Origin of the sequence: Brevibacillus gelatini (assembly GCF_003710935.1) — a bacterium.
Taxonomy (GTDB): domain Bacteria; phylum Bacillota; class Bacilli; order Brevibacillales; family Brevibacillaceae; genus Brevibacillus; species Brevibacillus gelatini.
Genome location: NZ_RHHS01000022.1, coordinates 54,445 through 68,221, shown reverse-complemented (window position 1 = coordinate 68,221; position 13,777 = coordinate 54,445). Strand labels below are relative to the sequence as shown.

Annotated in this window: 12 protein-coding genes; 11 read left to right on the top strand and 1 reads right to left on the bottom strand. The window is 53.6% G+C overall.

Features of this window, described 5'->3' with window-relative positions:
- Positions 1–144 precede the first annotated feature (144 nt).
- The 4 genes from EDM57_RS10055 to holA all read left to right on the top strand — a co-directional run bounded on the left by EDM57_RS10055 (position 145) and on the right by holA (position 5,343).
- On the top strand, positions 145–2,520 hold the full coding sequence (locus EDM57_RS10055) for a DNA internalization-related competence protein ComEC/Rec2 (RefSeq protein ID WP_122904634.1): 2,376 nt from the start codon (positions 145–147) through the stop codon (positions 2,518–2,520).
- A 53-nt stretch (positions 2,521–2,573) separates the two neighbouring features.
- Positions 2,574–3,119 (top strand): RNA polymerase sigma factor, encoded by a 546-nt coding sequence (locus EDM57_RS10050; protein ID WP_122904633.1) that lies wholly within the window; start codon positions 2,574–2,576, stop codon positions 3,117–3,119.
- On the top strand, positions 3,119–4,000 hold the full coding sequence (locus EDM57_RS23285) for a hypothetical protein (protein ID WP_170163422.1): 882 nt from the start codon (positions 3,119–3,121) through the stop codon (positions 3,998–4,000). Before EDM57_RS10050 ends, EDM57_RS23285 begins: the two co-directional genes overlap by 1 nt.
- Before the next feature lie 302 nt (positions 4,001–4,302).
- Positions 4,303–5,343, top strand: a complete 1,041-nt coding sequence (gene holA / locus EDM57_RS10040; RefSeq protein WP_122904631.1) for a DNA polymerase III subunit delta — start codon at positions 4,303–4,305, stop codon at positions 5,341–5,343.
- A 63-nt stretch (positions 5,344–5,406) separates the two neighbouring features.
- Here holA and rpsT read toward each other — a convergent pair whose 3' ends face one another.
- Positions 5,407–5,682: a 30S ribosomal protein S20 gene (rpsT, locus tag EDM57_RS10035; protein WP_012685714.1), complete on the bottom strand. Its 276-nt coding sequence runs from the start codon at positions 5,680–5,682 to the stop codon at positions 5,407–5,409.
- A 177-nt stretch (positions 5,683–5,859) separates the two neighbouring features.
- Here rpsT and gpr point away from each other — a divergent pair, with 177 nt between their 5' ends.
- The 7 genes from gpr to EDM57_RS10000 all read left to right on the top strand — a co-directional run bounded on the left by gpr (position 5,860) and on the right by EDM57_RS10000 (position 13,766).
- The gene (gene gpr / locus EDM57_RS10030) at positions 5,860–6,960 is read left to right on the top strand and encodes a GPR endopeptidase (protein WP_122904630.1); all 1,101 of its coding nucleotides are present in this window, start codon (positions 5,860–5,862) and stop codon (positions 6,958–6,960) included.
- 137 nt (positions 6,961–7,097) lie between these two features.
- On the top strand, positions 7,098–8,279 hold the full coding sequence (gene spoIIP, locus EDM57_RS10025) for a stage II sporulation protein P (RefSeq protein ID WP_122904629.1): 1,182 nt from the start codon (positions 7,098–7,100) through the stop codon (positions 8,277–8,279).
- A gap of 5 nt (positions 8,280–8,284) precedes the next feature.
- Positions 8,285–8,593 carry a DUF3679 domain-containing protein gene (locus EDM57_RS10020; protein WP_122904628.1) on the top strand — a complete coding sequence of 103 codons (309 nt, stop codon included), beginning with the start codon at positions 8,285–8,287 and terminating at the stop codon, positions 8,591–8,593.
- A 324-nt stretch (positions 8,594–8,917) separates the two neighbouring features.
- Entirely contained in the window at positions 8,918–9,886 is a 969-nt protein-coding gene (locus tag EDM57_RS10015) for an ABC transporter ATP-binding protein (RefSeq protein WP_122904627.1), read from the top strand.
- A gap of 19 nt (positions 9,887–9,905) precedes the next feature.
- Positions 9,906–10,877, top strand: a complete 972-nt coding sequence (locus tag EDM57_RS10010) for an ABC transporter ATP-binding protein (RefSeq protein WP_122904626.1) — start codon at positions 9,906–9,908, stop codon at positions 10,875–10,877.
- 126 nt (positions 10,878–11,003) lie between these two features.
- A complete protein-coding gene (locus EDM57_RS10005; protein ID WP_122904625.1) occupies positions 11,004–12,656 on the top strand; it encodes an ABC transporter substrate-binding protein in 1,653 nt (550 codons plus the stop codon).
- A gap of 99 nt (positions 12,657–12,755) precedes the next feature.
- Entirely contained in the window at positions 12,756–13,766 is a 1,011-nt protein-coding gene (locus tag EDM57_RS10000) for an ABC transporter permease (RefSeq protein WP_122904624.1), read from the top strand.
- The last annotated feature ends 11 nt before the right edge of the window (positions 13,767–13,777 follow it).

The window sequence follows — 13,777 nt, the reverse complement described above, 5'->3', positions numbered from 1 at the left end:
ACTTCTGGATGCCCTGGCCTGTACGCAAAACGGCTGCGCAGACAGGGAAAAACGGCTCTCGTCTCTACTATTTTTGTCCGCATGCCAAAGGATATACTCCCCGCAGGGAAAGATCAGTTCGACAAATGGACGGAGGGAGAGACGATGTCACTTTGGTATGCGAGTCTGGCCGTGATGAGCGGCTTGCTCCTGTCAGCCTATACACATCCCGCCTGGCTTGCGGGAGCTGCCGGGGCGTGGGCGGCAGCGGCTGCGTTTATTCCACGCGCCCATCGAGGCCGTCTCGCCTTTTGCTCCTGTCTCTCTATTCTAGCAGGTCTCCATTTTTATGGGTACGAGATTCTCCAGCAGTCGGAGTTGAAACCGTTGGCAGTGCAGGAACGGTCCGTTTGGGTGCGCGGGGAAATTGCTTCGTTTGTCAAACGGGACGGTGATGTTGCCCGTTTTTTTGCGGTTGTGCGCGAATGGAGGGAAGAGGATGGGAGCTGGCAAGAGCTTGGGCTAAACGAAACGATTGCTCTGCGCGTCAAATTGAGTGCAGCAGAGGAAGCGGCAGCCGTGGAGAGGTGGCGCACAGGCAGCGAGCTTGAGACGCTTGTCCGGCTCGGACTGCCGCAAGGGGCGCGCAACCCGCATGCTTTTGACTATGCACGCTACCTGCACTGGCAAGGGGTGCACGTCGTGGGGGAGACCGCTTTTCGGGAGGTGCGGGTAGAAGCGGCTGCGAGCATCCGCGGCAGCTTTCAGGAGTGGCAAAAGGCGGGAGCTGAGCGAATCGACAGCTTGTTTGCCGATCAGGAAACAGCCGGTTACATGAAGTCATTGCTGCTCGGGCTCGGCCAGGACGTAACGCCTGAGCTGGAGACGATGTATGCCAATTTGGGGCTAAGCCACATTCTCGCGATTTCCGGCCTGCATGTGACGCTGGTCAGCTCGATGTTCATGTGGTGTCTGGACAGGCTGGGAGTAAGCCGCAGGTGGGGCCTTTTGGCGACAGTCGCTCTGCTTGCCGGATATATTCTGTTGGTCGGAGCAAGCGCATCGGCTGTGCGCTCCGGCTTGATGGGGGGCGTCGGCCTTGTTTGCCAGGTCGCAGGTAAAAAGCTGGATGGAAAAGAGGTTTGGGCAGGCGCCTTGCTCGTTATGCTTGCCGTAAACCCGTACCAGTTGTGGCACGTCGGGTTTCAGCTTTCTTTTGCGGTCACGCTGGGGCTGATTGTGTTTGTCCCGTACAGCCAGCACGTACTTGTCCGGGTGCCTGTCTGGATCAGGACGCTTGTTGCCGTCACCTTTTCCGCCCAGCTCGTTTCTTTTCCGTTTCTTGTTTATCACTTTCACCAGTTTTCGCCGCTGTCCTGGCTGGTCAACCTCCTGGCTACGCCGGTGCTTTCCCTGCTCGCCCTGCCGCTCGGTTACATCGCGCTCGTGCTTGCGCTCATCCATCCGGCGCTTGCCGCTGTTCCGGTCTGGTTCACGACCTGGCTGCTCGGCTGGATACACGAGCCGCTCTACGCGCTGGAGCAAAAGGTGATTCCATTTACCTACTGGCCGCATCCGGAGTGGTGGTGGGTGATTCTGTATGCCTGTTTTCTCGGGATATTGCCCATTTTATGGAACCGGGGCTATCACCGCAAACGGGACGTGGCGCTCTGTTTTGCCTTATTTCTCGGGCTTTTGGCAGCAGCGCGGCAGCCGTTTGCCGGCAGCGAGGAAGTGCGGATTACGTTTCTCGATGTCGGACAAGGGGATTCCATCGTTGTCGAAATTGGCAATCAGAAGGTATACTTAATGGATGCAGGTGGGACAATGCGCCAACCTGCAGCGGAACCGTGGATGGAGAAGCGCGATCCTTTTGAAGTAGGCAAGGACGTCGTTCTCCCGTTTCTTATGGCGCGCGGAATCGAAAAAATCGACCGCGTCATTATGACCCATGGCGACTTGGACCACATCGGCGGCATGGAAGCGCTGGTTCCCCGTCTTTCTTTCGGTGAGGTACTGGTGAACGGAAAAGTGCCTGAAGAGAAGGAAGCGAAGATTCATGAGCTTTTTCGGAAAAAAGGCGTTCCGATTACGACTGGCGCACCTGGCCAGGTGTGGTCGGATGGGCCTGGAATTGAGTGGAAATGGCTACATCCTGGAGAAACGACCCTTCACGGCAACGATGCATCCGTCGTTCTTCAGCTTACCGCATACAACAAAACGGTTTTGTTCACGGGGGATATCGAACAGGGCGGAGAAGCAGCGCTCGTTCAAAACGGTCTGTCGCCCGTGGATGTGTTGAAGGTCGCTCACCACGGCAGCAATACTTCCAGCACCAAGGAACTGCTTGCGGCCATTACCCCAAAGGCAGCCGTCATCTCGGCAGGAGAGAACAATCGGTATGGACATCCTTCCGCCATGGTGCTGCAGCGTTTGGGGGAACACGGTACCGCTATTTACCGGACAGATCGGCACGGTGCGATTACGCTGATAATTTCACCTGCCGGACTGTCCTGGAGAACCCAAAAATTGGATACATAACATGGTTGCAACCTTTTTCATGAGCGACCCGTCTGTAGGGGGGAGAGGAGATTATGCAGGAAGCAGAACTGATCAGGCTGGCGCAATCCGGGGATCATGATGCGCTTGTCGAACTGCTTCGATCCATTGAGACCTCCGTTTACCGAAGCGCTTATTATATTTTGGGAAATGAACAGGACGCACTCGATGCTGCTCAGGAAGTGCTCATTCGCATTTATCGAAGGTTAGACACCTATCAGGAAAAGGCAAAGTTTTCCACCTGGGTGCAACGAATTGTCAGCAATGTCTGCATGGACAAATTTCGCGCGAAGAAGGAAACGGTCTCAATTGACGAGCATGAGCTGATAATACCTGATCGAAACAACGTAGAAGATGAGATCCTTCTCACCGGGCTGTCAAATGACATCCAGGAAGCCATCGGAAAGCTGCCCAAGCAGTACCGGATGGTTGTTGTACTCCGCTATCTGGAGGACTTGTCCTACCAGGAAATAGCGGAAGCGTTGGATTTGCCGCTTAACACGGTCAAGTCGTATTTGTTTCGGGCTAGGCAACAGTTGCAAGAACTGTTGTACGACTACCAGAAAGGGGGAATCGGTTGATGACGAACGAAGAGATTTGGGAATGCATGCAGAGAGATCTGGATGGGGACTTGTCCGAGCAAGAGCGACAAGTGCTGTACACCCTCATGCAAAAAGATGCTGAACTGCAACTTATGTACAACCGTTTGAAAACTGTTTCGCAAAAATTAGAGCAGTTGCCCCCTGTCGTACCCTCAATCAGCATTGTAGATTCGATTTTGCCGCAGCTGGAATCTGCAGCAGCAAAGCCGACAGCTTCAAAATCGTCTGCAACTGTTGAGGAATCCTTGCCTGCTCTGGAAGTTAAGCGCAAGTCGTCTTCGCTGTCGGAATCGAAAAAATGGAAGCGAATGAAAGTGTGGCTCGCCGGAATTGGCAGTACGGCAGTTGCAGCCAGCTTGCTGATCGGCATGCTGTTCACAGGCGGCACCGGAAAGCATCAGCCTCTGGAGCCAGATCCGCTCAGCCAAGGTGCGGACATTGCTCCGCCCCCTGTCGTGGAGGAAAAGAAAGTGGTGTACGGACCTGAAGCTCCTACTCCAAGCACTAATCCATCTCCATCGAATAAAAAGGAAGTGGAGAAGAAGTCCGTGGAAACGCAGCCTAAGAAAAAAACGGCCAAGCCGCCTGCGAAAACCGAGCAAAAGCAACCGGCCAAGCCGCCTGTCCAAAACACCACTCCGCCAGCTTCGAAGCCCGCCGTTCCTCCAAAGCCTGTCGTGACAGAGGATAAGCCACCGTCCTTTCCGATCGGACTGGAAGAGAAATCGGACGATAAAGACAGCAAAGATGCGCGTGATAAAGAAGACAGGGATGAGGACGAGGAGAAAGACAGCAAAAAAGACAACAAAAAAGATAACAAAAAGGAACGGGACGACAAAAAAGAGAATGATGACGATTAGGTCAGCCTTTTTCCTGTTCCATGGCAAACGTGTTTTTCGAGTGTGGACTGGCACCGCGAAGGGGAGTCTTGCGTAAAGTACATTATCAAGCACCCCCTGCTTACCGTTTGGGGAGGAGGAATCCCGGGGCTTTTCCCCAAACGTTTACATAAAGGTGCCAACGGATGGAAAACCGCTACCGCTTGAACGGGTAGCGGTTTTTTGGCTTTGTGGCGCTGACCCAAGCAAAAAGATTGGCGAAGCGAAGTTTTCTAGTGCTATAATGACGCAGACAAGCTGCAAGGAAAGGGAGAGAAAAACGCATGCCACTCCTGTCGGCCATTCGGGAGATCCGGCAAAAGTACTTTGCGCCGCTCTACGTGCTTTTCGGGCCGGAATCGTTTTTAGCCGAAGAATTTTTGACGCTGGCCAAAAACGAAATGATTGACCCGCAGTTTCGCGATCTCAACATGAGTGTCTACGATTGTACGGAGACAGGACTTTCTGACATATTGCAAGACGCGGAAACATTGCCGTTTCTGGGAGAGCATCGCCTGGTGATTGCCAGACAGGCGTATTTTTTGACGGGGAGCAAGCCGCAGACAAAAGTGGAGAGCGATCCGGATGCGCTGCTCGCGTATTTGCAAAACCCGCCGCCGTACACATCACTCATTTTACATACAGAAGCCGAAAAGCTCGACGAACGCAAAAAGCTCGTCAAAACGCTGCAGCAAAAAGCGAAGGTGATTCCGTTTCCACTGCTGAAGGATGCGGATCTGTACGGCTGGGTTGAGCGGCGGGCAGAAAAATACCAGGCGCAAATCGGGCGACCGCAGGCGATGAAGCTGGTGGAGCGCGTCGGCCACGAGCTGCGGCTTCTGGACAAGGAAGTGGAAAAGCTCGCTCTGTACGTCGGAGCGGGAGCCAGCATCACAGATGAAGTGATCGAGACGCTCGGGGCACGGACGCTGGAGCAGGATGTTTTCGGGCTGATCGAGCAGGTGGCGTCAGGGAAGCTGGACAGGGCGCTCAGGATGATGTACGACTGCATGAAAACAGGCGAGGAGCCGATCAAGCTGATTGCGCTGTTGGCCAGACAGTTCCGCATGCTGCTGCACGTCAAGCAACTGTCGCCGCGCGGGTATTCGCAGCAGCAGATAGCAGGCATGATAAAAATGCATCCGTACGCCGTAAAAAAAGCGATGGAGCAGGCACGTCATTTTTCCGAGGATTCGTTGAAAAGGTTGCTGCGGATACTGGCAGAAGAAGACTTTCGCATGAAGTCCGGTCAGGTGGACAAGCGTCTGGCGCTGGAGCTGTTTGTAGCACGGGCCCATGCCGAGCGGCAAAAGACGACAGGATAGCGAAAGACGCCAATAAAAAAACCCCTTGAACGTAATGTTCGCGGGGTTTTTTCGCTTGGTCTCTTACGCTACAGGAGCGCTCAGAACGTTGAGCTTTTTCATCAAACGAGACTTTTGACGGTTTGCTGCGTTTTTATGAATGAGACCTTTCGAAGCGGCCTTGTCCAGCTTTTTCACAGCCACCAGAAGAGTGGATTTCGCCAATGCTACATCAGAAGCGGCGACAGCTTTCTCAAAGTTTTTGATGGAAGTACGCAGATCAGACTTTTGAGAAGCACGGTGTGCGCGACGCTTTTCGATTGTTTTGGTGCGTTTAATCGCGGATTTAATGTTTGGCATGTGTGTCACCTCCTTAGACGACCATAGACATACAGTCATACAACAAAGTAATTCTAGCATGGGCAAAGGCCTTTTGCAAGAAAGGAATCGGAATAAAAATAAAGGATTCAAGCAACCTAGTAGCAGGCAGAAAACGGTCACGACCAGTTTTCTCATCGAGAAGGGAGTCGATGAAACATGGCGCACAACATTGATTTGTCAGGATATTCGATTCGCACCGATTTGGCTGTAGAAGCGCATGAGCTGGCCAGGCAGCAAAACGAAAGCAATATCGAAGGCGTGTGGCTGCAAACGGACGACCGGGAGCCGAACATCAAGGTGACGAGATTGCACGTGCAGACCGAGGAGGCAGGCAGGCAAATCGGCAAGCTGCCAGGGCGCTACCTGACGATTGAAGTACCCAAGCTGCGCGATAACGATACTTCGATAGAAGAACAAGTCGCAAAACGGTTTGCCGCGGAATTTTCCGCTTTCCTGGAGCAAATGGGAATCACGGAAGACCAAAAGGCACTGATTGTGGGGCTTGGCAACTGGAATGTGACCCCGGACGCGCTCGGGCCGATGGTGGTGGAAAACCTGCTGATTACGCGCCACTTGTACAAGCTGGCACCGGAAACAGTGGGCGAAGGCTATCGCGAGGTCAGTGCCATCTCGCCGGGTGTGTTGGGCATTACCGGGATTGAGACGAGCGAAATTGTTTTCGGCGTCGTGGAAAAAAGCAAGCCGGACTTCGTCATCTGCATCGACGCTCTCGCCTCCCGCGCGCTGCACCGTGTCAATACGACGATCCAAATATCCGACACAGGCATTCATCCCGGCTCCGGGGTCGGGAACAAGCGCAAGGCGATCGACCAGACGACGCTCGGGATTCCGGTGATCGCCGTCGGCGTGCCGACCGTCGTTTTTGCCTCCACAATCGTCAATGACGCGATCACGTATTTGCTCGGGCATTTTGGCCAGTCGATGGTCGAAAGCAAGCGGGCTTTCAACAGATTGGCGTTGAGCACGGTGCCGGAGCGCAGCGAGCCGTATACCGAGGACGATTTGCCTGACATGGAATCGCGCAAAACGTTTATGGGGCTGGTCGGCTCACTGCCGGAAGAGGAAAAGCGGCAGTTGATCCACGAGGTGCTCCGGCCGCTTGGACAAGACTTGGTCGTCACGCCCAAAGAGGTAGACGACTTCATCGAAGGCGTGGCCAACGTGATTGCAACCGGGCTGAACCGTGCCCTGCACCAGGCTGTGAACGAAGACAATAGCGCCGCCTACACGCACTAGCCTGAGTGAGACGCAAAAAGCGCTAGATTGTGAGAGAACAGCTAGAAATAGGGTTCTATCGTCTCTATGAGGATCATAGGCTAAAGCATAGACAAGCGTGAGAGAGAGTCCATGCACCAGCCAGAGGAGTGAGACAGATGGCAACCCTGATCCAACGCCAGTTCGCAGTTCTTTCATTCATAACCGCCTTTTTGTTCGTCGTGACGGGTGTGTTGTCGCTGGGAGGAAATCGTGTCGCGATCACCTCCTCTGCCATCCAGCAGGCGGCTTCGCATATATCCAGTCTGGCGATATTAGGCTGGATGGGGCAGGAGATCCCGGCCCTCTCCGCTACGGTGCAGGCTTCGGCCGATACGAGGTCCAACAGCGTCACGGGCTTTCTGTTTCAACTGGCGACCAATATACAGCCGGGGGATTTGCGCAGCCTGCTGGGCAGAGAGCTGCCGGGGATGGTGACGACGGAAGATGCGCGGTTTGTCGTCCAGGGAAAAGGAGCTACGCTGGCTGACTTTTACGTCGAGTATCCTGCCCATCCAAAGCAGCTCGCGGATACGTCCCAGCTCGTGCCTGTCGTGGAGCCGAACGAGCAGGCGGCGGCAAAGCCCGCAGAGGAAAAGCCTGCTCCTGTAGCAAAGCCGGCCGCGACAACCGGCAAAAAAGTGGTTTTCGTCTACAATTCGCACAACCGTGAATCGTGGTATAGCGAAACAAAGCCGGTCGGCACTTCTGTCGATCATCCGACGCGAAACATCTCCCTCGTCAGCAAACGTCTGAGCGAGGCGCTGAACGAGCGGGGAATCGGCGCGGAAGTGAGCAAGGACGACATTTACCAGCAACTGCTGAACAAAAAAATGGATTACGCGCTGTCCTACGCCCAATCGTTGCAAGTCGTGAAAGCCGCGATCGAAAAAAATCGGGAGCTGTACTACTTCTTCGACCTGCACCGCGATACAGCTCCGCGAGAGCGCACGACCGTCACCATCAAAGGGAAAACGTACGCGCGTGTCATGTTCGTCATCGGCAAGCGGAACAAGAGCCATGAGAAAAACGAGGCGTTTGCGACTGAACTGCACGAGTTGATGGAAAAGATGTATCCCGAGCTGTCCCGCGGCGTGATGGAAAAAGGGGCAAAAACCGATCACGGCGAGTATAATCAGTCCATCTCTCCGGGAAGCCTGTTAATGGAAATAGGTGGCACGGAAAACACCTTGCAGGAGAGTCTGAATACGGCGGAGGCATTGGCCGATGTCTTTGCCGCTTATTACCTGCAGGCGGAAAAGGTAGGCAAAACAGTAGCGGAAGAGCCTGCGAAGAGGTGATGGGCATGAACGTGACGGTGAAGCTGACAGGTCTTTTGATAATCTTGCTGATCGGCGTGGTGATCGGTCTGCAAACGGCGGAGCGGGGAATCGCCAAGGTGAGCGGAGTGCCGGCAGAAAAAGCGCAAACCTTTTACATCAAAAAGGTCGATCAAGGCCAGATGGAAATCGCGGTGATGGGCAAACAGGTGCAGACGGCAGGGTCGGAGAAAATGGTCAACTACATGAGCCGTGCTGGCCTGGCCTTGGGAGACAGCATCAAACATGGCGCGAAAATGGTTGTCGACTGGATCGGGAGTTTTTTCGAACCGTAAATTTTGTTTACGCGCAAAAAGAAGGGGTGTAAAAAGCCTCAGTGACCAAAGGCCCGTTATAGCGGGTCTTTTTTGCGTGGCAGGTTGGCCTGATACGGTAGGCGTCAACCCGTGCGACGCAGAAGGCGACTGCGCTTTGTGCTGCAGGACAAAATTTTTTACAGGAAATGGAGTAGTGAAGAAGGAATATTCGGTATAGTCAGCAAAAATACAATAGTAAGAATTTATTTTGTTGCCAAAAAAATGTATTGATGGCATAATGTCTACTGATAGATCTTTTTCTACTGAAAATACTGAATGATGTCGGTAAGAGAGGTGAGCCACGTGTCACATCCTGTCCTTCAAATCGAGAACCTGCAGACGCACTTTTTCACGGACCGCGGCCAAATCCCTGCCGTTGATGGCGTGACGATTACGGTGAACAAGGGAGAAGTAGTCGGCATCGTAGGTGAGTCAGGCTGCGGGAAAAGCGTTACTTCCCTGTCAGTCATGAAACTGGTGCCCAACCCTCCCGGAAAAATCGTCGGAGGAACAATCAAGTTCAAAGGGGAAGACCTCGTATCAGCCGATGAAAAGCGGATGAGGGACATACGCGGAAATGAAATCGCGATGATTTTCCAGGAGCCGATGACATCCCTGAACCCTGTATTTACGATAGGGAATCAGATCGGCGAAGCGATTCGATTACATATGAAGGTTAGTAAAAAAGAAGCGCGCGCTCGCGCAATCGACATGCTGAAAAAAGTAGGGATTCCGCGGGCGGAAGCAATTGTGGACGAATACCCGCACCAGCTTTCCGGCGGAATGCGGCAGCGCGTCATGATTGCAATGGCGATGGCTTGTAATCCGGAGCTGTTGATTGCGGACGAGCCTACAACGGCGCTCGATGTGACCATTCAGGCGCAAATCCTCGACCTGATGCGGCAGCTAAACCAGGAGGCGCAGACGGCGATTTTGCTCATCACGCACGATCTGGGAGTGGTCGCGGAGATGTGTCATCGCGTCGTGGTCATGTACGCGGGCAATGTCGTCGAAGAAGGAGATGTTCGCACGATCTTGAAAAAGCCCAAGCATCCGTATACGAAGGGCTTGCTCAATTCTTTGCCCAAGCTGGAGGGGCCGCGGGAGAGGCTCTACTCCATCCCGGGGAATGTGCCGATTCCTGGCTCGCTCAAGGTCGGATGCCGCTTTGCACCACGGTGCGATCAGGCGACGGATCTTTGCCGCAGCGAAATGCCGCAGTTGAAAGCAGTTGGAGAAAATCACTTGTCCCGCTGCTGGCTGAGTGAATAACCCGAGAGGAGCATGCCCGTTGACAGAAGAACTACTCGTCGTAAAAAACCTGAAAAAGTATTATCCCATCACAGGTGGCATCTTGGGCGGAGAAGTAGGTGTAGTGAAGGCTGTTGATGATGTTTCGTTTACGGTAAAACGCGGGGAAACACTGGGACTGGTCGGAGAGAGCGGCTGTGGAAAGTCGACGACTGGGCGCTCGCTCTTGAGGCTGATCGAGCCGACGGCAGGTGAAGTCCTGTTTGACGGAGTGAATGTGACGGCGCTTTCCGCAGACGAAATGCGCAAAATGCGGCGCCATATGCAAATTGTTTTCCAAGATCCGTTCGCTTCTCTGAATCCTCGTCACAATATTGAGAAGATTCTGGAAGAACCGCTCATCGTTCACGGTATCGGCACGAGTGCCGAACGCAAACGAAAAGTGCAGGAAATGCTGGAGGTCGTGGGGCTTAGCAGCTATCACGCCAGGCGCTATCCGCACCAGTTCAGCGGCGGACAGCGGCAGCGGATCGGGATCGCCCGGGCGCTCATGCTCAATCCGAAGCTGATCGTGGCCGATGAGCCTGTATCTGCGCTCGATGTGTCCATTCAGTCGCAGGTGCTCAATCTTATGCAAGATTTGCAGCGCGATCTGGGCCTGACGTACTTGTTCATCGCCCATGACCTGAGTGTCGTGCGGCATATCAGCGATCGGGTGGGCGTGATGTATCTGGGCCGGATCGTGGAATTGACCACGAGCACACAGCTTTACTCGAACCCGCTCCATCCGTATACAAAAGCCCTGCTCTCTGCCGTGCCGACTCCGGACCCCGACGCTGTGCGGGAGCGGGTTATCTTGCAAGGAGATGTACCGAGTCCGGCGAATCCTCCCAGCGGCTGTACGTTCCATACGCGCTGTCCGCATGCGACAGAAGAATGCCGAGCTGTTCGTCCCGCTTTTCAGGACGTGGGCGACGGACACTTTGTGGCTTGCCATCTGTACAAACCGTAAGCTGCACTTGGGCTGTCCGCCTGATGAAAAGGAAGCCTTTTTAAAGGGGGGATGCGAGGCAGGAACGACTCGAACGACCATCTATTCAGGTAACATGCTGTCAATTTAAAAGAGGGGGATGTTTTCATGAAGAAGAGAGTTCTCTCTGCTGCCATGACCAGCCTGTTGGCACTGGCCATGTTGCTTGCCGGATGCAGCGGTTCGCAGACGACACAAGCGCCGGCAGAACAGCAAAACACAGAGACTCAGGCAACTGAGCCTGCAAACGCGGGACCGAAACAACTGATTGTCGGCCGCGGTGGCGATAGCGTGGGTCTCGACCCGATTGCGCAAACCGATGGCGAATCGTTCAAGGTGACGGAAAACGTATTCGATACATTGGTAGGCTATGCGGAAGAAAGCACAGAGGTAGTTCCTTCCCTTGCAGAGAAGTGGGAAATCTCGCCGGATGGTCTGACGTACACGTTCCATCTGCGCAGCGGAGTGAAGTTCCATGACGGCACCGATTTCAATGCCGAAGCGGTAAAGTGGAACTTCGAGCGCTGGAGCGACAAAAACCATCCGCAGCATAACAAGGAAGGCTTCGAATACTACAACGACATGTTCGGCGGCTACAAAGGCGACGAAACCCATGTCATCAAGTCGGTAGAAGCGGTAGACGAGTTGACGGTGAAGTTCACGCTGAACCGCCCGCTCGCTCCATTCATTCAAAACCTGGGCATGTCCTGCTTCGCGATTGCATCGCCAAAAGCGGTACAGGAGATGGGCCCTGAGAAGTTCAACGAAAATCCGGTCGGAACAGGACCGTTCAAGTTCGTAGAGTGGAAGCGTAACGACACCATTACGCTGGAGAAAAACCCGGACTATTGGAACGCCGGTTTTCCTAAGCTCGACAAGCTCGTGTTCAAAGTCATTCCTGAAAACACTGCCCGTTTGACAGCGCTGACTGCCGGCGAGATCGACCTGATGGACGGTCTGAATCCGGATGACGCGCAAACTGTAAAAGACAACAGCGATCTGCAACTGATCCTGCGTCCATCCATGAACCTTGGCTTTGTCGGCTTTAACGTAGAGAAAAAGCCGCTGGACAATCCGAAAGTTCGTGAAGCGATCGCCTATGCGATCAACAAGCCGGCAATCATCGAAGCGTTCTTCGCCGGACTCGGTGAACCGGCAGTGAATCCGTTGCCGCCGTCCATCTGGGGTCACAACGACAACATCAAAGACCGCGAGTTCAACATTGACAAGGCGAAACAGCTTTTGGCAGAAGCAGGCTATCCGAACGGCTTTAAAATCAAGTTCTGGGCGATGCCGGTTGCTCGTCCGTACATGCCGGATGGTGTGAAAATTGCCGAGGCTATTCAGCAGGACCTGAAAAAGATTGGCGTAGAAGCGGAAATCGTCACCATGGAATGGGCGACGTATCTGGACAAAACAAAAGCAGGTGAACAGGAAATGTTCATGCTGGGCTGGACGGGCGACAACGGAGACCCGGACAACTTCCTGGCGACCTTGCTGGATAAAAACAACATTGGTGGCAACAACCGCACACGTTGGGCAAATGAGGAAGCCCACAAACTGCTGATGGCTGCCCAGTCTGCAACTACCCAGGAAGAGCGTGAAAAGCTGTACCTGCAAGTCCAGGAAATCATCTTCAAGGACGTGCCAATGGTGCCGCTCGCTCACTCCACACCAGCGCTGGCTGCCAAAGCCAACGTCATCAACTACAAGCCGCATCCAAAAGGCTCCGAGAGCCTGGAAAAGGTTGATCTCAAGTAAAAATTGATCCGATGAGCAAGCAGGGTAAGAGGAGAAACCCTCTTCTTACCCGCTCTTTTTGCACGCAGTCATTATTTTTTTGGTAAGGAAAGCGAGGAGATGGCATTGCTATCCTACAGCATCCGAAGAATTCTTATGCTCATCCCCGTTCTACTGGGCATGTCCATCGTCGTATTTTCCATCATTCGTGCCATCCCAGGTGATCCGGCTCTGACCATATTGGGAGAGAAAGCAAGTCCGAAAGCGATTGAAGATTTACGGGAAGTATTGGGTCTGAACAATCCGTGGTACATTCAATATTTTGACTATTTGAAACAGATTCTCAGCGGAGATTTGGGGGTTTCCCTGCATTCCGGTGCGAGCATCACGCAAGAAATCGGCCCGTATTTGGCGGCTACGACAGAGCTGACCATTTTCAGCATGGTTTTCGCTGTCATAATCGGGGTAAACGCAGGAATCCTGTCTGCGTGGAAGCAAAACTCCTGGTTTGACTACTGTGCGATGTTGATCGCCTTGATCGGTGTTTCGATGCCAATTTTTTGGCTTGGTTTGATGGAGCAATGGTTCTTTGCGCAAGAACTGAAATGGCTGCCATCCGTTGGTCGCGACAATTCGCGTAATCCTGTAGAGGCCATTACGCAGTTCTATATACTGGACACGATTTTGGCTGGACAGTGGGATCAACTGTGGGAGGTTATCAAGCACTTGATCCTGCCTAGTGTGGCTTTGGGGACAATTCCGATGGCGATTATCGCCCGGATTACCCGTTCGAGCATGCTGGAAGTAATGCGTGCCGACTATGTGCGGACAGCGCGGGCAAAGGGCCTGGCGCAGTTCTGGGTCGTGTACAAGCACGCGCTGAAAAACGCGATGATCCCGGTGCTGACGGTGATCGGTCTGCAAACAGGCTTGCTTTTGGGCGGAGCGGTGCTGACCGAAACCATTTTTGGCTGGCCGGGTATTGGGCGCTATATTTTCACGGCGATCGGCAACCGGGACTATCCGGTGATCCAGTCCGGCATTTTGGTAATCGCTACGATTTTTGTCTTTATTAATCTCCTGGTCGACCTTCTGTATGCCTATATCGATCCGCGCATTAAATACCGCTAGGGGAGGGATGA